At 74.6% G+C, this 22776-nt stretch carries 8 protein-coding genes; 4 read left to right on the top strand and 4 right to left on the bottom strand.

Going from position 1 to position 22776, the window contains the following annotated elements:
* Positions 1-132: 132 nt before the first annotated feature.
* Genes ACIBCA_RS04485 through ACIBCA_RS04470 form a run of 4 tightly spaced genes read right to left on the bottom strand, consistent with a single transcriptional unit; the run spans position 133 to position 3518 of the window.
* Positions 133-1236, bottom strand: a complete 1104-nt coding sequence (locus ACIBCA_RS04485; RefSeq protein ID WP_396281325.1) for an HAD-IIIC family phosphatase — start codon at positions 1234-1236, stop codon at positions 133-135.
* Positions 1233-2342 (bottom strand): acyl-CoA dehydrogenase family protein, encoded by a 1110-nt coding sequence (locus ACIBCA_RS04480; RefSeq protein ID WP_396281795.1) that lies wholly within the window; start codon positions 2340-2342, stop codon positions 1233-1235. The genes ACIBCA_RS04485 and ACIBCA_RS04480 overlap by 4 nt, the downstream gene beginning before the upstream one ends.
* A complete protein-coding gene (locus ACIBCA_RS04475; RefSeq protein WP_396281794.1) occupies positions 2335-2631 on the bottom strand; it encodes an acyl carrier protein in 297 nt (98 codons plus the stop codon). The genes ACIBCA_RS04480 and ACIBCA_RS04475 overlap by 8 nt, the downstream gene beginning before the upstream one ends.
* A 2-nt stretch (positions 2632-2633) precedes the next feature.
* A complete protein-coding gene (locus ACIBCA_RS04470; RefSeq protein WP_396281324.1) occupies positions 2634-3518 on the bottom strand; it encodes a 3-hydroxyacyl-CoA dehydrogenase family protein in 885 nt (294 codons plus the stop codon).
* Positions 3519-3790: 272 nt separating this feature from the next.
* Here ACIBCA_RS04470 and ACIBCA_RS04465 point away from each other — a divergent pair, with 272 nt between their 5' ends.
* The 4 genes from ACIBCA_RS04465 to ACIBCA_RS04450 all read left to right on the top strand — a co-directional run bounded on the left by ACIBCA_RS04465 (position 3791) and on the right by ACIBCA_RS04450 (position 22727).
* A complete protein-coding gene (locus ACIBCA_RS04465) occupies positions 3791-4657 on the top strand; it encodes an FG-GAP repeat domain-containing protein (protein ID WP_396281323.1) in 867 nt (288 codons plus the stop codon).
* 119 nt (positions 4658-4776) lie between these two features.
* On the top strand, positions 4777-5610 hold the full coding sequence (locus ACIBCA_RS04460) for a hypothetical protein (protein WP_396281322.1): 834 nt from the start codon (positions 4777-4779) through the stop codon (positions 5608-5610).
* A complete protein-coding gene (locus tag ACIBCA_RS04455; protein ID WP_396281321.1) occupies positions 5607-8714 on the top strand; it encodes an amino acid adenylation domain-containing protein in 3108 nt (1035 codons plus the stop codon). Before ACIBCA_RS04460 ends, ACIBCA_RS04455 begins: the two co-directional genes overlap by 4 nt.
* A 27-nt stretch (positions 8715-8741) precedes the next feature.
* Positions 8742-22727 carry a type I polyketide synthase gene (locus tag ACIBCA_RS04450; protein WP_396281320.1) on the top strand — a complete coding sequence of 4662 codons (13986 nt, stop codon included), beginning with the start codon at positions 8742-8744 and terminating at the stop codon, positions 22725-22727.
* The last annotated feature ends 49 nt before the right edge of the window (positions 22728-22776 follow it).

Below are 22776 nucleotides of genomic sequence, written 5' to 3'. Positions count from 1 at the left end.
CCGGGAGGGCCTGAAACGCCGGGAGCGCCGGACGACGCGATGGCCGCCGGGCCGCGGAACACATCGGGGGTGTGTGTTCCGCGGCCCGGCGGCCGCGTGGTGGCCGAGGTCCGGCCGTCCTGGGGCCGGTGCTCAGCCGGCGAGGGTCGGAGCCGACAGCCGCAGCGTGGTCGGCGGCTCCTGCGGGGCCGGTTCCAGGTGCAGGCACTGGATGTCGTCGCCGGTCGCGGCGGACAGGCCCGCCGTGCAGGCGCACGCCTGGTCGGTGAAACCGGCGAACCGGTACGCCACCTCCATCATCCGGTTCCGGTCGGTGGCGCGGAAGTCCGCCGCCAGGTGGACCCCGGCCGAGGCCGCCTGGTCGATCAGCCAGCGCAGGATCGCGGCACCCGCCCCGAACGAGACCACCCGGCAGGAGGTGGCGAGGAGCTTGAGGCGCCACACCTCCGGCCGCTTCTCCAGCAGCAGCACCCCGACGGCGCCGTGCGGGCCGAAGCGGTCGGCCATCGTGACGACCAGCACCTCGTGCTCCGGGTCGGACATCAGGGCCCGCAGCGCCGCGTCCGGGTAGTGCACCCCGGTCGCGTTCATCTGGCTGGTCCGCAGGGTGAGTTCCTCCACCCGCGTCAGTTCCTCGTCGGTGGCCCGCCCGATGGTCATGACCAGGTCCAGCGAGCGGAGGAAGTCCTCGTCCGGGCCGGTGAATCCGGCCCGCTCCGCCTCGCGGCGGAAGCCGGCCTGGTACATCCGGCGCCGGCGGCGCGAGTCCACCGTCGACACCGGCGGACTGAACTCGGGCAGCGACGCCAGCGACGCCACCTGGTCCGCGGAGTAGCACCGCACGTCCGGAAGGTGGTAGGCGACCTCGGCCCGCTCGGCGGGCTGGTCGTCGATGAACGCGATCGTCCTGGGAGCGAAGGCGAGCCCGTCCGCGATCGACCGCACCGACTCGGACTTCGGGCCCCAGCCGATGTGCGGCAGGACGAAGTACTCGCTGATGCCCAGCTTCTCCAGCTTGCCCCAGGCGTGGTCGTGGTCGTTCTTGCTGGCCACCGCCTGGAGGATGCCCCGGGCGTCCAGCGCGAGGACGACCTCCCGTACGGACTCCGGCAAGACGACCTCCTCGTCCTCGGAGAGCGTGCCCTGCCAGAGCGTGTTGTCGAGGTCCCAGACCAAGCACTTCACCAGAGCCGCAGGCTCGGCGTGCTGTTCCGACACGATCCCGTCCCTCCTCATCCCCAGGTCGCCAACGCGGCTTGGGCCAGCATCAGTTGGCAGATCTCGCTGCTGCCCTCGATGATCTCCATCAGCTTCGCGTCGCGGTACGCCCGGGCGACCACGCCGCCGTCCCGCGCCCCGGCGGAGGCCAGCACCTGAACGGCCTCGGCCGCTCCCCTGGCCGCGTTCGTCGCGCCGACGTGCTTCGCCAGCACCGTCGCCGTCACCACGTCCGGCGAGCCCTCGTCCCAGCAGCGGCTGGCGTGCTCGCACGCCCGGGCCGCGGCCTGCTCGGCGACGAGCAGTTCGGCGAGGTGACGCATCACCAGCTGGTGCTCGGCGATCGGACGGCCGAACTGCCGACGGGTGCGCGCATGACGGGCCGTGGCCGCCAGGCACGCCCGCAGGATCCCGGTGCAGCCCCAGGCCACGGACATCCGGCCGTACGCCAGGGCGGAGGTCACCAGCAGCGCGACGGGCTGGCCCGCGCTCGGCAGCATGTGGTCGGCCGGGACGCGGACCGAGTCCAGCACCACCTCGGCGTGACCGGCCGCGCGGCAGCCGAGCGGGTCCGGCACGCGCTCGATCCGCACCCCCGGGGCATCCGCGGGAACGACCACCGCGGCGGCCCCGTCGGGGTGCTGCCCGAACACCACCAGCAGATCCGCGTAGGCCGCGGCGGTGATCCACGTCTTCCGCCCGTCGATCACGATCGAGTCGCCGTCGGGGGTGATGGTGGTGCTCATCGCCGACAGGTCGCTGCCGGCCTCCGGCTCGCTGAACGCCACCGCCGCCAGCTCACCGCCGGTCAGCCTCGGCAGGAAGGCCTCCCGGTGCTCCCGCCCGCCGAGGCGCTGCAGCGTCCAGGCCGCCATCCCCTGCGAGGTCATCAGACTGCGCAGGGAGGAGCACAGGCTGCCCACGTGAGCGGTGAACTCGCCGTTGTCCAGGCTGCTGAAGCCCAGGCCGCCGTACTCGGCCGGGACCTGGGCGCAGAGCAGCCCCTTGGTGCCGAGCCCGCGCACCAGCTGGGCCGGGATCACACCCGCGCGGTCCCAGCCGTCGGCCTGGTCGCCGACGGCCGCGGTCGCCAGGGCACAGGCCTCGGCGAGACGGTCACTCACCACGCGCCCCGGCCTTCTCCTCGCGCAGCCGGGCCACCAGGGCGACCATGCCGTTCACCGTACGGAAGTTGTCCAGCCGCAGGTCCGCCCCGCCGATGGTGACGCCGAACTCCTTCTCCAGGAAGACCACCAGCTCCATCGCGAAGAGCGAGGACACCGTCCCGGACGCGAACAGGTCCTGGTCCGCCTTCCAGGCGGTCTTGGTCCGGGCCAGCAGGAACTCCAGCACCTGCTGCCCGACACCGCCCTGCGGCTGCGCTCCCAGCTCGGACCTTCCATCGGCCGCGATCGTCACGACGCCTCCCCGTACTCGTAGAAACCCCGGCCGTTCTTGCGGCCGAGCCTGCCTTCGGAAACCATGCGCACCAGCAGCCCGGCGGGGCGGAACCCCTCGTCACCTGTGCGTTCGTGCAACACCCGCAGCGAATCCGCGAGATTGTCCAGGCCGATCAGATCGGCCGTCCGCAGCGGCCCGGTCCGGTGCCCCAGGCAGCCCTGCATCAGGGCGTCGACCGACTCCGCGCTCGCCCGGCCCTCCTCGACGACCCGGACCGCGTCGTTGATCATCCGGTGCAGGATGCGGCTGGTGACGAAGCCCGGCCCGTCGTTCACCTCGATCGGCCGCCGGTCGACGGCCGTCAGCAGGGCGGTGACCGCCGCCATCGCGGAGTCCGCCGTGCGCGGGCCGCGGATGACCTCGACCGTCGGGATCAGGTACGTCGGGTTCATGAAGTGGACGCCGACGAGGCGTTCCGGGTCCGGAACCGACGCGGCCAGCTCGTCGATCGGGATCGAGGAGGTGTTGGAGACGATCAGGGTGCCCGGGCGGACCACCGCGGAGGCCTTGGCCAGCACCTCGGCCTTGATCCCGGCGTCCTCCGTCACGGCCTCGATCACGGCGGTCGCGTCCGCGGCGTCCTCGACGGCGGTCCCGGTGCGCAGCTCGCCGGTCTCCACGCCCTCCGGCAGGGCGTTCATCAGCCGGGCCATCCGCAGCTGCCGGGCGATCAGCTCGGACGCCTCGCCGAGCCTGGCCGGATCGACGTCGATCAGGGTCACCGGCACGCCGTGGCCGAGTGCCAGCGTCGTGATGTTCGTCCCCATGACACCGGCCCCGAGTACCGCGAGCCGGTGCGGCCCTCGGTCGTCGGTCGCCGGTTCTCCGGGCCTTTCCATGTGCCGTCCTTTCGTCGCACGCGATTCCCGGGGAACCGCGCGGGCGAGACACCGCAGTGTGAATGGGAATGTGCGCTGCAATCCTGTTCGGGGCCCTCTGGGGGAGCAACCCCTACTCGGCCTGGGGGTCTAGGGGATCGGCCGGTGACGGCCCCAGACGCCGGGCAGGGGCCGGGTGGCGGGCACTTCCTGGGGTTCACCCCGGCAGCGCCGCTGGTTACGTTCGATTCCGAAAACACCGAGTCGGCTCCGCATTCCCCGGGGAATTGAGAATGGGCACACTGAGCTTCGTTCCGGCCGTATTCCGGTCCGGTTCCTTCAACGGCGACGGACGGCAGGACCTGCTCGTCCGGAACGCGAGGACGGGAGAGCTGTTCGTCTTTCCGCACGGCGGAGAGTTCAAGGGCACGGAGACGTACGGCGCTCCGGTGCTGATCGGCACCGGCTTCGGCTCGCACCTGTGGCTGTGCGCCGGAGACCTGACCGGAGACGGGACGGCCGACATCGTCTGCATCACCGACGACGACCGCTGCCTGATCTTCCTCAACCAGGGCGGGCTCGACGGCCTCGGCACCCTGGGCGAGCCCATCCACGTCGGGGGGAAGCCCCCGGAGCGCACCTACGACACCATCGCCCTCGGCGACCTCACCGGCAGCGGGACGGTCGACATCGTCGGACGGGTACAGGGCACCGGGGAGATCCACCGGATCCTGCACAGCGGCAAGGTCGACGGCGGGGCGACCTTCGCGCCCCCGCAGGACTTCGCCGTCCTCGCGGAGACCGACCTGCCGGTGGGCCTCGCGGACGTCACCGGCAGCGGCGAGCCGGACCTGCTGGTGCGCCACTCCGACGGCACGCTCTCCTGCTACGAGGTCTACGCCGGCGGCAAGGGCGCGTCCGCCGAACCGCTCGGCCACGGCGCCTCGCACCGGCTCGGCACGGGGTGGAACGACGCGTCCGTGATCGACATCACCGACATCACCGGCGACGGCCACCCGGACCTGCTGGCCCTGCACCGGGACGGAACGCTGGTGGTGCACCGGCACAGCGGCACCTTCGACCCGGAGAACCCCGGCGCGACCTTCCTCCCCCCGGTCACGGTCGCCACCGGATGGGTCGACTTCGACATCGTCAGCTGACTGGTGCCGCGTCAGGCAACCTTCGCCCCGTGGGTCGGCCGCGCGGGCTCCGCGCGGCCGGCCCACGGGCGCCCTGATTCCTTCCTCCAGCCTTTCCGCTTCCGCTCAGGAGAAGTCGCATGCCGCAGCACGACGCTTGGAAAGTCCTGTCCGCAGGAGACCGCCCGGAGGTGGTCCTCGCCGTCGACTTCGACGTGACCGGGCGGCCGGAGGCCCGCTTCACCGATCTCGCCCCGATGCTGAAGGCCGACACCGGCCTCTGGGAGAGCCTCCCGCCGGCCGCCGGCACCGAGACCGGCATGACGGGCGAGGCCTACCTCGACCGGTGGCACCGGGGCCTCGGCGCCGAACTGCCGGAGGTGCGCGCGGTGTTCGGCTACTGCGTGGGCGGCGTGTACGCGGCCGAGCTGGCCGCCCGGATCGCGCGGACGCAGGAGCGCAGCCCCCTCGTCGTGCTCTTCGACCCCGAGCCGTCCACGGGCCCGACCCTCTTCTGGCAGTTCCACAAGGTCATGGAGTTCATGCGGTCGGTGGCCACCGACGAGGAGATCGCCGCGGCCCAGGAGGCCGGGCGGATCGCCGAGGAGAGCACGACCGACCTGGGCGTCCTGTCGGAGCGCCTCATCGAGCTGTTCCGGCGGACCGGCGAGGTCGCGTTCGCCCGGGCCGGCCTGGACGGGATCCGCCGGGCCGAGCTCTTCGCGACCTTCTCCTCGTTCATGACCTACCTGTCCGCCGCCGGCCGGTACGACGCCCTGGCGCGCTGGTCCTCGGCGGTCGCGATCACCTCGGTCAGCCCGACCAGCGGCCTCAACGGCATCCGGGCCCATCTGCCCGCCGGCGAGCACCGGTTGGTCGCCCGCGAGATCCGGGTCGAGGTCGAGCACGCCGAGCTGCTGCGCTCGGACGCGGTCGCGTCGGTGGTCGACGACCTGCTGCTGGAGCTCTCGTGACCGCTCTCCCCGCGGACCGCAAGGAGTCGGCGCTGTGGCTGCTCGAACAGATGGTTCCGGGCAGCGCCGTCAACCACCTCTCGCTCGCCTTCGAGGTCGACGGACGGATCCGCCCGGACGTCCTCCAGGAGTCCCTGACGCTGCTGGTCCGCCGCCATGAGGCGTTGCGGACGGTCTTCCGGGCCACCGGCACCGCGCTGACGAGGTCGGTCCTGCCGAGCGCCGAGGTGGTGGTCGAGTCGGCCACCGGCTCCGACGAGGAGGCCGGGGACGTCCTCGCCGCCTTCGTGGCCCGCCCCTTCGAGCTCGACGGCCGCCCGCTCGTACGGGCGCTGCGGCTGAGCGGCCCGCGGCGCGACCACGTCTGCGTCGCCGTCCACCACCTGGTCTTCGACACGATCTCCGGCGCCGTCCTGCTGACGGAGCTGACCGAGGTCTACGACGCCCTCGCCACGGGCCGGCTCCCGCGCGCCGAACTGCTGGAGACCAGGCCGGCGCTGCCCGAGCCGCGGCCGACCGAGGCCAGTCTCGGCTTCTGGCGGGACCACCTGCGCGGATTCGACCCGAACGGGCTGGGCATGTGGGTCGGCGAACCGGAGGTCGCCGACCCGTCCCTGCGCGGGGACCAGGTGCTCCACCACCTCTCCGAGGAGGCCCGCGAGACCACCCGCAGGCTGGGGAAGGAGCTCCGCGCGCCGGAGGCCGTCATCCTGCTGGCCGTCTACTACCTGCTGCTGGCCCGGCACGGCGCCGGGCCGGACATCGTCGTCGGCTCACCGGTGAACACCCGCGGCGCCCGCGAGCAGGGCGCGATCGGCTACCACGTCAACGTCCTGCCGCTGCGGTGCGCGGTCGATCCGGCGAACGGCTTCGACGCCCTGGTGAAGCAGGTCCGCTCGGTGTTCATGGGCACCATCGCCAGGCTCGACGTGGCCATCGACCGGCTGCTGGAGGACATCCCGCGCACCGGTTCGTCCTGGCACAACCCGCTGTTCCGGCACGTCTTCAACTACGTGCCGGGGGAAGGCCTGCCGCCGTTCGAGATCGACGGCATGACGGCCAGGCCGGTCGTCGTGGAGAACGGCTACAGCAAGTTCGACCTCGAGTTCTTCGTCCTGTCCTCGCCCGGCTCCATCGGTGTGCGGGCGGCGTACTGCGTCGAGGCGTTCGACCGGGGCGACGTGGAGGCCCTGCTGCGCCGGTACGAGCGGCTGCTCCTCGCGGTCGGCGCCGACCCCACCGCGCCGGTCGGCGGGCTGGACCTGTTCAGCGCGCCGGACCGCGAGACCGTCGCCTCCGCCAACGACACCGCCGGGCCGGTCCGGCCCGTCACGGTCCTCGAAGGCGTCCTGGAGCGGACGGCCGCGGCGCCCGAGCGGACCGCCGTCGAGGACGACCAGGGGCGGACCTCCTACCGCGGGCTGCTGGCGGCGGCCCGCGACACCGCGCGGGCCCTGCGCGCCCACGGGGTCGGCCCGGGCGACGTCGTCGCGCTGCTCGGCCAGCGCGGCTCCGCCCTGGCCGCGGCGGCGCTCGGCACCTGGCTGGCCGGCGCGGCCTACCTGCCGCTCGACCCCGGCCACCCGCAGGACCGGCTCCGGTACCAGCTCACCGACTCCGGCGCGCGCGTCGTGCTGGCCGACGACCCCGCCCTGGTACCGAGCGGTGCGGTGTCCGCGGTCCTGCCGCTGAGCGCACCGCGGACGCCGGCCGGGGAGACGGTCGCCGCGGCTCCCGGGGACGAGCCGCCGGCGCCGGACTCCTGCGCCTACCTGATCTACACCTCGGGCTCGACCGGCCGCCCCAAGGGCACCCGGATCAGCCACCGCAGCCTGGCGAACCTGGTGAACCACTTCGCCGGCCGGCTCGCGGTGACCTCCGAGGACGCCGTGCTGTGGCTGACCACCTTCTCCTTCGACATCTCCGCACTCGAACTCTTCCTGCCCCTGCTCGGCGGAGGCCGGATCGTGGTGGCGCCGGACCAAGCGCGCACCGACGGCCGCGCCCTCGCCGACACGATCCGCCGGCACCGGGTCGGCATCGTCCAGGCCACCCCGACCACCTGGCGGACGGTCGTCCAGGACGCCGCGCCCGCGCTCTCCGCGTGCCGGGTGCTCTGCGGCGGGGAGCCGATGCCGGAGGAACTGGCCCGCCGGCTCGGGCAGGCGGCCGGCGAGGTGTGGAACGTCTACGGCCCCACCGAGACCACCATCTGGTCCGCGGCCGGCCGGATCGAGCCGGACGGCCACGCCACGGTCACCGTCGGCCGCCCGATCGCCAACACCACCGCCTTCGTCATCGACCCGGACGGCCACGAGCTGCCGGTCGGAGTCACCGGCGAGCTGTGCCTCGCGGGCGCGGGCGTCGCGCTCGACTACCACGACCGGCCGGAGCTGACGGCGGACCGGTTCCGCCACGACGACCGGTACGGGCGCCACTACCGCACCGGCGACCTGGCGCGCTGGCTGCCCGACGGGAGGCTCCAGGTGATCGGTCGCACCGACCGCCAGGTCAAGCTGCGCGGCAACCGGATCGAGCTGGCCGAGGTCGAGTCGGTGCTGCTCGCCCACGAGGACGTGCGCACCGTCGCGGTGGTCGTGGTCGGCGACCCCGGCGAGGACGGGGTACTGGTCGCCTTCGTCGACGGGCCGGACAAGCCCGACATGGTCGACCGGCTGTGGGAGCAGGCCCGGGCCCGGCTGCCCCGCGCGGCCGTCCCCAGCGAGTTCGTCTTCGTGGACGTCCTGCCCACCACCGGCAACGACAAGATCGACTACCCGGCGCTGACCCGCCTCGCCGAGGAACGCCGCACCGCCGGCACCGAGCCCGGGGCGGACTTCGACTCCGAGGACGAGCTGCTGACGCTCCTGGTCTCGCTCTGGCGCGAGCTGCTCGGCCGCGAGGACGTCGACGACCGGGCGAACTTCTTCGCCAGCGGCGGGCACTCCCTGCTGGGCGCGCAGCTGGTCCAGCGGGTCGAGACCGAGACGGGCCGGCGGGTCCGGCTCGCGGACGTCTTCGAGTACCCGACTCCCCACCGGCTGGCGGAGCACCTGCGCCGGGCCGACTCCCCCACGACCGACGCCGCACCGTCGGGCTCCTGATCAGACGGATTGAGGTAGTTGACGCCGATGCACGAGTCCGACAGCACCAACGCCATCCAGGACGCCACCGCCCCCGAGCCGATCGCCGTGATCGGGATCTCCTGCCGCCTCGCGCAGGCCGGGGACCCCCGGGCGTTCTGGCGGATGCTCCGCGAACAGCGGCACGGGATCACCGAGGTGCCCGAGGGCCGCTGGGGCCCGTGGGCGGAGGACCTCGGCCCGGTCGGTGCTCGGCTCGGCGGCTTCGTCGAGGACGTGGACCACTTCGACGCCTCGTTCTTCGGCATCTCCCCGCGCGAGGCGGAGATGATGGACCCGCAGCAGCGCCTGGCCCTCGAACTCGGGTGGGAGGCACTGGAGGACGCCCGGCTGACCCCGGCGGACCTCGGGCGGAGCCGGACCGGTGTCTTCGTCGGCGCTATCTCCGGGGACCACGCGGCGCAGGTGCTCCGGGGCGGTCCCGCGGTCATCACCCAGCACACGATGGCCGGTCTGGAGCGCGGCCTGATCGCCAACCGGCTCTCCCACCACCTCGATCTGCACGGTCCGAGCATGACCGTCGACGCGGCGCAGGCGTCCTCGCTGGTGGCGGTGCACCTCGCGATCGAGAGCCTGCGCTCCGGCGAGTGCGAGGTCGCGTTCGCCGGCGGCGTCCACCTCAACCTCTCCCCGGAGAGCGCCCTCGCCGTGGTCCGGTTCGGCGGCCTGTCCCCCGACGGGCGCTGCTACACCTTCGACGAGCGCGCCAACGGACTGGTCCGCGGCGAGGGCGGCGGACTGGTCCTGCTCAAGCCCCTGTCCCGGGCGCTGGCGGACGGCGACCACGTGCACTGCGTGATCCGCGGCTCCGCCGTCAACAGCGACGGGGCCGGCGAGGGCCTGACCAGGCCCTCGGCCGACGCGCAGGAGGAGGTCCTGCGGCAGGCCTACCGGCGCTCCGGGGTCGACCCGTCCACCGTGGCCTACGTCGAACTGCACGGCACCGGCACGCCGGTCGGGGACCCGATCGAGGCAGCCGCGCTCGGCGCGGCCTTCGGCCCGGCGGGGCTGCGCCAGGGCCCCCTGCTCGTCGGGTCCGCGAAGACCAACGTGGGTCACCTGGAGGGCGCCGCGGGCATCACCGGGCTGATCAAGGCCGCGCTGAGCATCGAGCACGAAGAGCTCCCGGCGAGCCTGAACTTCGAGCGGCCGAACCCCGCGATCCCGTTCACCGAACTGAACCTCCGGATCGTGCGGGAGCCCACCGCCTGGCCGGGAACGGAGGGCCCGCGCCGCGCGGGTGTGTCCTCCTTCGGCATGGGCGGGACGAACTGTCACGTGGTGCTGGAGCAGGCGCCCGACCCCGTGGAGACCGAACCCGCCCCTGCCGGGGAACCCGTCCCGTCCGTGGTCCCGCTCGTGGTCTCCGCCCGCGACACCGACGCCCTGGGCGAGCTCGCCTCCCACCTGAGCGACCTCACCCACCACCTCCCCGAAGACCGCGACCTCAGCGACCTCGCCACCGCCCTCACCACCACCCGCACCCTCTTCGAACACCGCGCCGTCGCCCTCACCACCCACCCCACCCACGCCACCCACACCCTCACCGCCCTCGCCCACCACCACCCCCACCCCGACCTCGTCACCGGCACCGCCGACCTCACCGGCCCCACCGTCTTCGTCTTCCCCGGCCAAGGCTCCCAATGGACCGGCATGGCCGCCCAACTCCTCGACACCTCACCCGTCTTCGCCCAGACCATGCAAGCCTGCGCCGACGCCCTCGCCCCCCACATCGACTGGAACCTCCACGACGCCGTCCGCGACCACAACGCACCCCTCGACCGCGTCGACATCGTCCAACCCGCCCTCTGGGCCGTCATGGTCTCCCTCGCCGCCACCTGGCAATCCCTCGGCGCCCACCCCGACGCCGTCATCGGCCACTCCCAAGGCGAAATCGCCGCCGCCTGCACCGCCGGAGCCCTCACCCTCCACGACGGCGCCCGCATCATCGCCCTCCGCAGCCGGTTGGCGTCGGAGGAGCTGTCCGACCGAGGGGGGCTCCTTTCCGTCGCCCTCCCCCGGGACGAGGTGACCGCCCTCCTCGAACCCCACCAGGGCCGGGCCACCATCGCCGCGCTCAACGGCCCCAACGCCACCGTCGTCGCCGGAGACCCCGACACCCTCACCGCACTGCGCGACCGCTGCCGGGAGGCCGATGTCCGCGCCAAGATCGTCCCGGCCGCCTACGCCTCGCACTCACCCGCGGTCGAGGTGCTGAAGGAGCGGATGCTCTCGGCGCTCGCCGACGTGGAGCCCCGGCCGACCCCGATCACCTTCTACTCCACCGTCACCGGCGGCCCCCTCGACACCACCGAACTCGACGCCCACTACTGGTACCGCAACCTGCGCCAACCCGTCCTCCTCGAACCCACCACCCGCCGACTCGCCCAAGACGGCCACACCACCTACATCGAGATCAGCCCCCACCCCGTCCTCATCGCCCCCCTCCAAGACACCCTCGACACCACCGACACCCACCCCCTCGTCATCGGCACCCTCCGCCGCGACGACGGCGGACTCCCCCGCCTCCTCCACTCCGCCGCCCAAGCCTTCGTCCGCGGCACCCCCATCACCTGGCCCACCACCCCCCACCCCCGACCCCTCACCCTCCCCCACTACCCCTTCCAACGCCGCCGCCACCGGATCGACACCACCGCCACCGGCGCCACCGGCGCAACCAACGCGATCCACGCGATCGACCTCCCGCAGCGCCCCGCCGAACCGGCGCCCGGCGACTCCGGTCCGGTCCTGCTCCGACAGGTCCTGGCCGCGCCCGAGGGCCGGCGCGCCACCGTCCTGCTCGACGCCGTACGCGCCCACATCATGGCCCTGCTCGGCCACCACCGCCCGGAGGACGTCGAGGCCGGACGCACCTTCCGCGACCTCGGCTTCGACTCCCTCACCTCGGTCGAGCTGCGCAACCGGCTCGCCGCGGCCACCGAACTGCGGCTCCCCGCCTCGGTGCTCTTCGACCACCCCACGCCCGGCCGGCTCGCCGACCACCTCCTCGCCGAGCTGCTGCACGAGGAGCGCGACGACGCCCCCGCCACGCCGGCCGCCGGCTCGCCGGAACCGGACGAGCCGATCGCGATCGTCGCCATGAGCTGCCGCTTCCCCGGGGGCGCCGACACCCCGGAGCGCCTGTGGCGGCTGCTCGCCGACGGCACCGACGCCATCGGTGACCTGCCCGACAACCGCGGCTGGGACCTGGCCGCGCTGTACGACCCGGACCCCGACCACCACGGCACGAGCTACGTCCGCACCGGCGGCTTCCTGTACGAGGCCGACCGGTTCGACGCGGACTTCTTCGGGATCTCGCCGCGCGAGGCGCTGGCCATCGACCCGCAGCAGCGGCTGATGCTGGAGACCGCCTGGGAGGCGTTCGAGGGAGCCGGTATCGACCCCGCGTCACTGCGGGGCAGCTCCACCGGTGTCTACATCGGCGCGATGGCCCAGGACTACGGTCCCCGGCTGCACGAGGACGCGCAGGGTCTGGAGGGCTACCTGCTGACCGGCAGCACCACGAGCGTGGCCTCCGGCCGGGTGGCGTACACCTTCGGGCTGGAGGGCCCCGCGGTCACCATCGACACGGCCTGCTCCTCCTCGCTGGTGGCCACCCACCTCGCCGTCCGGGCCCTGCGCGCCGGTGAGTGCTCGATCGCCCTGGCCGGCGGGGTGACCGTCATGTCGAGCCCCGGCATCTTCCTGGAGTTCAGCCGCCAGCGCGGTCTCGCTCCGGACGGCCGGTGCAAGCCGTTCGCCTCCGGTGCGGACGGCACCGGCTGGGCCGAGGGCGCCGGCATGCTCGTACTGGAACGGCTGTCGGACGCGCGGCGCAACGGGCACCGGGTGCTGGCCGTGATCCGCGGCTCCGCCGTCAACCAGGACGGCGCCAGCAACGGGCTCAGCGCCCCCAACGGCCCCTCCCAGCAGCGGGTCATCCGGCAGGCGCTGGCCGACGCGCGGCTCTCCGCGGCCGAGGTCGACGCGGTCGAGGCCCACGGCACCGGCACCAACCTCGGCGACCCGATCGAGGCGCACGCGCTGCTGATGACGTACGGCCAGGACCGGGCCGCCGACCGTCCGCTGTGGCTCGGCTCGCTGAAGTCGAACATCGGGCACACCCAGGCCGCGGCCGGCATCGGCGGGCTCATCAAGATGGTGCTGGCCCTCCAGCACGGTGTCCTGCCCAGGACGCTGCACGTGGACGAGCCGACCCCGCACGTCGACTGGTCCGCCGGCGGCGTCGAGCTCCTCACCGAGGAGCGGGAGTGGCGCTCCGACGACCGTCCGCGCCGGGCCGGGGTGTCCGCCTTCGGCATCAGCGGGACGAACTGTCACATGGTGCTGGAGCAGGCGCCCGACCCCGTGCAGACCGAACCCGCCCCTGCCGGGGAACCCGTCCCGTCCGTGGTCCCGCTCGTGGTCTCCGCCCGCGACACCGACGCCCTGGGCGAGCTCGCCTCCCACCTCAGCGACCTCACCCACCACCTCCCCGAAGACCGCGACCTCAGCGACCTCGCCACCGCCCTCACCACCACCCGCACCCTCTTCGAACACCGCGCCGTCGCCCTCACCACCCACCCCACCCACGCCACCCACACCCTCACCGCCCTCGCCCACCACCACCCCCACCCCGACCTCGTCACCGGCACCGCCGACCTCACCGGCCCCACCGTCTTCGTCTTCCCCGGCCAAGGCTCCCAATGGACCGGCATGGCCGCCCAACTCCTCGACACCTCACCCGTCTTCGCCCAGACCATGCAAGCCTGCGCCGACGCCCTCGCCCCCCACATCGACTGGAACCTCCACGACGCCGTCCGCGACCACAACGCACCCCTCGACCGCGTCGACATCGTCCAACCCGCCCTCTGGGCCGTCATGGTCTCCCTCGCCGCCACCTGGCGATCCCTCGGCGCCCACCCCGACGCCGTCATCGGCCACTCCCAAGGCGAAATCGCCGCCGCCTGCACCGCCGGAGCCCTCACCCTCCACGACGGCGCCCGCATCGTCGCCCTCCGGAGCAAGGCCCTGCGCGCACTCTCGGGGCAAGGCGGCATGCTCTCCCTCGCCCTCCCCCGGGAGGAGGTGGCCGCCCTCCTCGAACCCCACCAGGGCCGGGCCACCATCGCCGCGCTCAACGGCCCCAACGCCACCGTCGTCGCCGGAGACCCCGACACCCTCGCCGCACTGCGCGACCGGGTCGAGGCGGACGGCGGTCGCGCCCGCATGATCCCGGTCGACTACGCCTCGCACTCCGCCCAGGTGGAGTTCCTGGCCGACGAGCTGACGGCCGCGCTCGCCGACGTGGAGCCCCGGCCGACCCCGATCACCTTCTACTCCACCGTCACCGGCGGCCCCCTCGACACCACCGAACTCGACGCCCACTACTGGTACCGCAACCTGCGCCAACCCGTCCTCCTCGAACCCACCACCCGCCGACTCGCCCAAGACGGCCACACCACCTACATCGAGATCAGCCCCCACCCCGTCCTCATCGCCCCCCTCCAAGACACCCTCGACACCACCGACACCCACCCCCTCGTCATCGGCACCCTCCGCCGCGACGACGGCGGACTCCCCCGCCTCCTCCACTCCGCCGCCCAAGCCTTCGTCCGCGGCACCCCCATCACCTGGCCCACCACCCCCCACCCCCGACCCCTCACCCTCCCCCACTACCCCTTCCAACGCCGCCGCTACTGGGTCAACACCACCGCCACCGGCACCACCGGCACCACCGACTCCACCACCCTCGGTCTCGACCCCGCCGAGCACCCGTTCCTCGGCGCGGCGACCACCCTGGCGAGCGGCGACGGCATGCTGCTGACCGGCCGGCTGTCACTGGAGTCCCACCCCTGGCTGGCGGACCACGCCGTCTCCGGAACCGTGCTGCTCCCGGGCACGGCGCTGCTCGAACTCGCCCTGCACGCGGGCCGGCAGGCCGGCTGCGAGCGCCTGGCCGACCTCACCCTGGAAGCACCCCTGACCCTTCCCGCCCAGGGCGGCGTGCGCCTCCAGCTGGTGGTGGGCCGCCCGGACGGCACCGGACGGCTCCCGCTGAGCGTCCACTCCCGGCCCGCCGGCGAAGCGGCCGACGCGCCCTGGACCAGGCACGCCACCGGCCTCCTGGAAACGGACACCGGCCTCTCCGCCCCGGTGGCCGAGGCCGCCTGGCCGCCAGCCGGGGCCGAGCCGGTGACGATGAACGGCCTCTACGAGCGACTCGCCGGGACCGGATACCACTACGGCCCGCTCTTCCAGGGCGTCCAGGCGCTCTGGAAGAGCGGCGACGAGGTGTTCGCCGAGGTCGCCCTGCCCGAGGAGGCGTACGACACCGCCGCCCGCTTCGGCCTGCACCCGGCCCTGTCCGACGCCGCCCTGCACCCGGCCGTCTCCGTTCTGCTGCCGACCGCCGAACCCGGGGACGGCGAGCAGCTCAAGCTGCCGTTCGCCTGGTCCGGCGTGACCCTGGGCGCGGTCGGCGCCACCACCCTGCGGGTCCGGCTGAGCCGGGTGGGCGACGGCGCCGTCTCGATCGTCGCCACGGATCCGGACGGTCAGCCGGTGCTGACGGCCGACTCGCTGGCGTTCCGTCCGGTCCCGGTGGCACAGCTCGCCGACACCGGCGGTCCGCGCCCGGGCTCCCTCCACCGGGTCGACTGGGCGCCGGTCGCCGCCGCGCCGGCCGCTGCTCCCCGGCTCGCCGTCGTGGGCGCCGACCCGGCGGGCCTCACGGCCTCGCTGGCCGCCGAGCGCTACCCCGACCTCGCCGCGCTGCGCGCGGCGCTCGACGCCGGCGGAACCGTCCCGGAGACCGTCGTCACCTGCTGGGCCGCCCCCGCCGAGGCCCCCGTGGACCTCGCCGCCGGGGCCGGCGCGACCGCCCTGCGATCGCTGGCCCTGCTCCAGGACTGGCTCGCCGACGACCGGTTCGGCGCGGCCCGCCTGGCCCTGCTCACCCGCCGGGCCGTGCCCGACGCGGCGCAGGACGGCCCCCGGGAGAGCGCCGACCTGCTGAACGCCCCGGTCTGGGGCCTCGCCAGGTCGGCCCAGACCGAGCACCCGGGACGCGTCGTCCTGCTCGACACGGACGACGACGAGCACTCCCGCGCCGTCCTGCCGGCCGCGCTGGCCTCGGCCGCCGACGAGCCGCAGCTGCGCGTGCGCCACGGCGAGTGCTCCGCGCCCCGGCTGGTCCGGGTGCCCCGGAACGACCTGGACGCCGCACTCGCCTCCCCGTTCGCACCGGACCCCGAGGGCACCGTCCTGATCACCGGCGCCACCGGGGCACTCGGCCGCGCGATCGCCCGTCATCTGAGCGACCGGTACGGCGTCCGCCACCTGCTCCTGGTGGGCCGGCGCGGCCTGGCGGCGGACGGACTGCCGGAGCTGGCCGAGGAGTTGGGCGAGCGCGGGGTGCAGGTAACCGTCGCGGCCTGCGACGTCGCCGACCGCGAGCAGGTCGCCGCGCTGCTGGACTCCGTCCCGGCCGCCCACCCGCTGACCGCCGTGGTGCACGCCGCGGGCGTCCTCGACGACGCACCGGTGGGCTCGCTGACCGCGGCCCAGCTGGAGCGGGTGCTGCGCCCCAAGGTGGACGCGGCCGTCCACCTGCACGAGCTGACCCGGCACTCGCGGCTGTCCGCCTTCGTGCTCTTCTCCTCGGTGGCGGGCGTGCTCGGCAACCCCGGCCAGGCCAACTACGCGGCGGCCAACGCCTTCCTGGACGCCCTCGCACGGCACCGGTCGGATCTGGGCCTGCCCGCGGTCTCCCTCGCCTGGGGTCTGTGGGGCGAGGCCAGCGGGATGACCGGCCACCTCTCGGAGACCGATCTGCGGCGGCTCTCCCGCGCCGGACTGACCCCGCTGTCCACGGCGGAGGGCCTGCGGCTGCTGGACGTGTCGCTGGGTCTGCCGGCGGCGGCCCTCGTACCGGCCCGGATCGACGTCGCGGCGTTCGCCGGCCGCGCGGCCTCCGGCCCCGTCGCCCCGCTGCTGCGCGGTCTGGTCCGGGCCCCGGCCCGGCGTGCCGCCCGCGCGGCGGACGGCTCCGGCGACGGCCTGGCCCAGCGGCTGGCCCGCGTACCGGCGGCCGAGCAGGAGGAGATCCTGCGCGAGCTGGTGCGCGCGCTCGTCGCCTCGGTGCTGGGTTACGGCGACGGCCGGCCGGTCGACCGCTCACGGGCGTTCAAGGACCTCGGCTTCGACTCCCTCACCTCGGTCGAGCTGCGCAACCGGCTCAACGAGGCCACCGGGCTGCGGCTGCCGGCCACCACGCTGTTCGACCACCCCACCCCGGACGCCCTGGTGCGGCGGCTGCGCAGCGAGTTCGGCGCCGACCCCGCGGCACCGGAACCGGCCGCCGCCCAGGCGCCGTCGGCCGTGGCCGACGAGCCGATCGCGATCGTCGGGATGAGCTGCCGTTTCCCCGGCGGCGCCCACTCGCCCGAGGCCCTCTGGCAGTTGGTGGCGTCCGGCACGGACGCGGTCGGCCCGCTGCCCACCGGGCGCGGCTGGGACCTGGACGCCCTGTACCACCCCGACCCCGATCACCCGGGCACGTTCTACGCCACGGCGGCCGGGCTCCTGGAGGACGAGGTCGCGACCGGGTTCGACGCCGAGTTCTTCGGCATCTCCCCGCGCGAGGCCCTGGCCATGGACCCGCAGCAGCGGCTGCTGCTGGAGACCGCCTGGGAGGCGGTCGAGCGCGCCGGTATCGACCCGAAGTCCCTGAAGGGCTCCCGGACCGGCGTCTTCGTCGGCGCCATGGCCTCCGACTACGCCACCGCCGCCGCACCGGAGGAGCAGGGCGTCGAGGGCTACCTGCTGACCGGGACCAGCGGCAGCATCCTGTCCGGCCGGCTGGCCTACACCTTCGGTTTCGAGGGGTCGGCCGTCACCATCGACACGGCCTGCTCCTCCTCGCTGGTCGCCCTGCACACGGCCGCGCAGTCGCTGCGCCGCGGCGAGTGCTCGATGGCCCTGGTCGGCGGCGTCACCGTGATGGCCACGCCGCGCACCTTCGTCGAGTTCAGCCGCCAGCGCGGTCTCGCACCCGACGGCCGGTGCAAGTCCTTCGCCGAGGCGGCGGACGGCACCGGCTGGGCCGAGGGCGCCGGCGTCCTGGTGGTGGAGCGGCTCTCCGAGGCCCGCCGCCACGGCCACCCGGTGCTCGCGGTCCTGCGCGGCAGCGCCGTCAACCAGGACGGTGCCAGCAACGGACTCACCGCGCCCAGCGGCCCCTCCCAGCAGCAGGTCATCCAGGCCGCGTTGCGCGACGCGGGGCTCTCCGGGGCCGAGGTCGACGCGGTCGAGGCCCACGGCACCGGCACCAACCTCGGCGACCCGATCGAGGCCCAGGCGATCCTGGCCACCTACGGCCGGCAGCACGACGAGCGGCATCCGCTGTGGCTCGGCTCGCTGAAGTCGAACATCGGACACGCCCAGGCGGCGGCCGGGATCGGCGGGGTCATCAAGATGGTGATGGCCATGCGTCACGGCGTCCTGCCCAGGACGCTCCACGTCGACCGGCCCAGTACGCACGTGGACTGGAGCGCCGGCGCGGTCCGGCTCCTGACGGAGCAACAGGACTGGCCCGACACCCGGCGCCCGCGCCGGGCGGGCGTCTCCTCCTTCGGCCTCAGCGGCACCAACGCCCACGTCGTCCTGGAGTACGACCCGCAGTCCGAGGCGAAGACGCCGGTCACCCCCGGGCAGCAGGCCCCGGGCGCGACGACCGTGGTGCCCTGGGTGCTCTCCTCGCGGACCGCGGACGGCCTGCGGGCGCAGGCCGAGCGGATGCGGGCGTTCACCGAGCACCGGCCCGACCTGGATCCGGCCGGGATCGCCCGGGCCCTGGTCTCCTCCCGCACCCTGTTCGAGCACCGCGCGGTGGTCACCGGCGCCGACCGCGAGGAGCTGCTGCGCGGCCTCACCGCGCTCGCCCGGGGGGAGCTGCCGGGCACGGCCGACACGGCCGCACCCCCGGCCGGACGGGTCGCCTTCCTGTTCACCGGTCAGGGCTCCCAGTCCGTGGGCATGGCGCGCGAGCTGTACCGGGAGTACGAGGTCTTCGCCCGCGCGCTCGACGAGGCCTGCGCGGCGCTCGGCCCGGAACTGACCGGCCCGCTCGCGGAGTTGCTCCTCGCCGAGCCGGCCCCCGAGCCTGACTCCGGGCTCGACGAGCGGCTGGACCGGACCGGGTTCACCCAGCCCGCGCTGTTCGCCTTCCAGGTCGCGCTGTCCCGGCTGCTGGCCTCCTGGGGCCTGCGCCCCGACGCCGTCGCCGGGCACTCGGTGGGCGAGCTGGCCGCCGCCCACGTGGCCGGGGCACTGTCCCTGGCGGACGCCGCCGCCCTGGTGACGGCCCGGGCCGCCGCCATGGAGGAACTGCCCCCGGGCGGCGCGATGGTGGCGCTCCAGATGTCGGAGGCCGAGGTCCTGCCGCTGATCGCGGGGCGGGCCGACGCCGTCTCGATCGCGGCGGTCAACGGCCCGTCGTCGGTGGTGCTGGCCGGTGACGAGGAGGAGGTCCTGGCGGTGGCCGAGCTCGTCCGCGGGCAGGGCCGCAAGACCCGCCGGCTGCGGGTCAGCCACGCCTTCCACTCGTCCCACATGGAGCCCGCGCTGAACGCCCTGCGCTCGGCGGCGGCCGAACTGGACCACGCTCCGACGGAGATCACGTTCGTCTCCGGGCTGACCGGCCGCCCGCTCGGCGCCACCGGGCCGGGCGACGGCGAGCCACTCGCCCTCGGCCCGGAGTACTGGGCGCGGCACGCCCGCGAGGCCGTCCGTTTCCAGGACTGCGTGCACGGGCTCGCCGACCTGGGCACGACCCTCTTCGTCGAGGTGGGCCCCGACGGCATCCTCACGGCGATGGCCCAGGAGGCCCTGGCCGGGCGGCCCGTGGAGGCCGGCTTCGTGGCGACGCAGCGCGCCGGACGCCCCCCGGCCCACACCCTGGTGGAGGCGGTCGGGCGGGCGCAGGCACTCGGTGCGGCGGTGTCCTGGACAGGCCTGCTGGGCGAGCGGGCCGACTCCCGGACCGCCGCCGAGCTGCCGACCTACGCCTTCCGCCACCGGCCGTACTGGCTCTCCTCCACCGGCGCGGCCGGTGCCGGAGTCGAGGCGGCCGGCCTGGTGCGGTCCGACCACCCGCTGCTCGGCGCGGCGGTACCGCTCGCCGCCTCGGCGGGGACGGTCTTCACCGGACGGCTCTCCCGGACGACGCACCCCTGGCTCACCGACCACGCCATCCTCGGCACGGTCGTCGTCCCGGGCACCGCCCTGCTCGAACTCGCCCGGTACGCGGGCGCCGAGACGGGCTGCGCACGGGTGGCCGAGCTGGTGCTGGAGGAACCCCTGGTCCTGCCCGACTCCGGTGTGCTCCTGCTGCAACTGGTGGTCGGGGAGCCGGAGGAGGGCTCCGCGGACCGGCCGGTGCACGTGTACGCCCGCCCCGAGGAGGCCGATCCCGCCGACCACCCGGTCTGGACCCGGCACGCCGGCGGCGCCCTCCGCCCCGAGGACACCGAGGACACCGAGCACGCCGGGGACGCCGAGAACACCGACGGCACCGACCTCCGGGTCTGGCCGCCGGCCGGCGCCCGGCCCGTCCCCTCGGACGGACTGTACGAGCGGCTGGCCGAGGCCGGATTCAGCTACGGGCCGTCCTTCCGCGGCCTGCGGGCCGCCTGGCGCCGGGGGGACGAGATCTTCGTGGAGGTCGCCGCCGCCGAGCCCTCGGCCGACCACGAGCACTTCGGCATCCGGCCGGCCGCGCTCGACGCGGCGCTGAACGCCCTGAAGCTGGGCGTGCTGACCGGCCAGGACGACGACCGGCTCCCGTTCGCGTTCTCCGGCGTCACCCTGCACGCGGCCGAGTCCGGCCCCCTGCGGGTGCGCCTGGCGCCGCGCGGCATCGACGGCTACCGGCTCCAGGCCGCCGACCAGGCCGGCCGGCCGGTGCTCTCGATCGACGAGGTGACGTTGCGCCCGCTGCCCGCCGGCGCCCTGGAGCGCTCCCGCAGCGGCTCCCGTTCGCTCTACCGGCTGGACTGGGTGCCCGTCCCGGGCGCGCCGCTCCCGGAGCACGACGCGTCGCGCTGGGCGGTCCTCGGCACGACCGGGGCCGCGCCGGTGCCGAACGCCGGCACCTACCCGGACCTGGCCGCACTGCTGGCCGCCCTGGACGGCGGGGCACGGCCACCGGAGGCGGTCGTACTGGAGGCACCGGCCTCGCCGCCGGCCTCCGGTGCCGACCCGGCCGAGGTCGAACGGGCCGTGCTCGGCGCCCTGCGCACGGTGCAGGACTGGCTGGCCGACGACCGGCTCGCCGACACCCGGCTCGTGGTGGCCACCCGCGGTGCGGTCGGCGTCCGGTCCACCGACGCCGTACCGGACCTGGCCGGAGCGGCGGTGTGGGGCCTGTTGCGCGCCGCCCAGGCGGAGCACCCCGGCCGGTTCCTCCTGATCGACCTGGCGGAACCCGCCGGCCTCGGAGCGCTCCTGCTGCCCTCCGAGGAGGAGCCCCAACTCGCCGTACGGAACGGCGTGTTGTACGCGCCGAGGCTGGCCAGGGCGAACCTCGCCGCGCCGGACGCGGCCGCCGGGGGCGGCTTCACCGCCGACGGCACCGTCCTGCTGAGCGGCGCCACCGGGGCGCTCGGCGGCCTGCTCGCCCGGCACCTGGTGAGCGCGCACGGCGTGCGGCGGCTGCTGCTGGTCAGCCGCCGCGGCCCGGCGGCCGAGGGCGCGGCGCAGCTGCTGTCGGACCTCGCCGAACTGGGCGCCGACGCGGAGCTGGTGGCCTGCGACCTGTCCGACCGGAACGCGGTCGACGGCCTGCTGGCCGCCGTGCCGACCGGGCGTCCGCTGACCGCGGTCGTGCACGCCGCGGGTGTGCTGGACGACGGCGTCGTCCAATCGCTGACCGAGCGGCAGGTCACCGCCGTCCTGCGGGCCAAGGTCGACGCCGCCGTCCACCTGCACGAGGCCACCAAGGACCTGGGGCTCCGGTCGTTCGTCCTGTTCTCCTCGGCCGCCGGCACGCTCGGCACGGCCGGGCAGGGCAACTACGCGGCCGCCAACGCCTTCCTGGACGCGTTCGCCCGCCACCGCGCGACACAGGGGCTCCCCGCCACCTCGCTGGCCTGGGGCCTGTGGGCCCAGCACGGCGGCATGGCGGGCACCCTCGGCGACGCCGACCTCCGGCGTCTGGCCCGGTCGGGTGTGGCCGCGCTGTCCGACCGCGAGGCGCTGGAGCTCTTCGACGCGGCCTGCGCCGGCCAGGAACCCGTCCTGCTGCCGGTCCGGCTGGACCTGCCCGCCCTGCGGGCGCGGCGCGGCGACGCGCCCGCGGTCATGCGCGGCCTCCTGCCGCGCCCGGCGCGCCGGGCGGAGCGGGCCGACGGCCCGGCCGAGGTGCCGCTGACCGACCGGCTGGCGGGCCTGTCGGAGCAGGAGTCGGAGGCGGTGCTGCTCGACCTCGTCCGGGCCCAGGCCGCCGCCGTGCTCGGGTTCCCGGACCCGAGGGCGGTCGGTGCGGAGCGCGGCTTCCTCGATCTCGGCTTCGACTCGCTGACCGCCGTGGAGTTCCGCAACCGGCTGGCCCGGCTCACCGGCCTGCCGCTGCCACCCACCGTGCTGTTCGACTTCCCGGAGCCGGTGCTGCTCGCCAAGCACCTGCGGGAGCTGCTGGCGGAACGGATCCGGGCGCAGGCCCCCCTCGACGGACCTGGCCTCGACGGCCCGGACCTCGACGGCCTGGACCTGGACCGCCTGGAGGACTGGATCCTCCAGCGGCTCCAGGACGGCCGGGGCGAGGACGGCGTGGCCCGCCGTCTGCGCGGCCTGCTGGACCGGGCGAGCGCCGCCGACCGCCGCGCCGACGGCACGGACCTGGCCGAGCGGCTCGACGAATCGACCGACGACGAGATCTTCAACCTGATCGACAACGACCTCGGAGTGTCCTGATGAGCCTTTCGACACCTGCGTCGGACCAGCCGTCCGGACCTGGAGCGAC

This window comes from Kitasatospora sp. NPDC051170 (assembly GCF_044455705.1).
Classification (GTDB): Bacteria; Actinomycetota; Actinomycetes; order Streptomycetales; family Streptomycetaceae; genus Kitasatospora.
The sequence above is the reverse complement of the archived record's forward strand: the minus strand, read 5'-3'. Positions and strand labels throughout refer to the sequence as shown.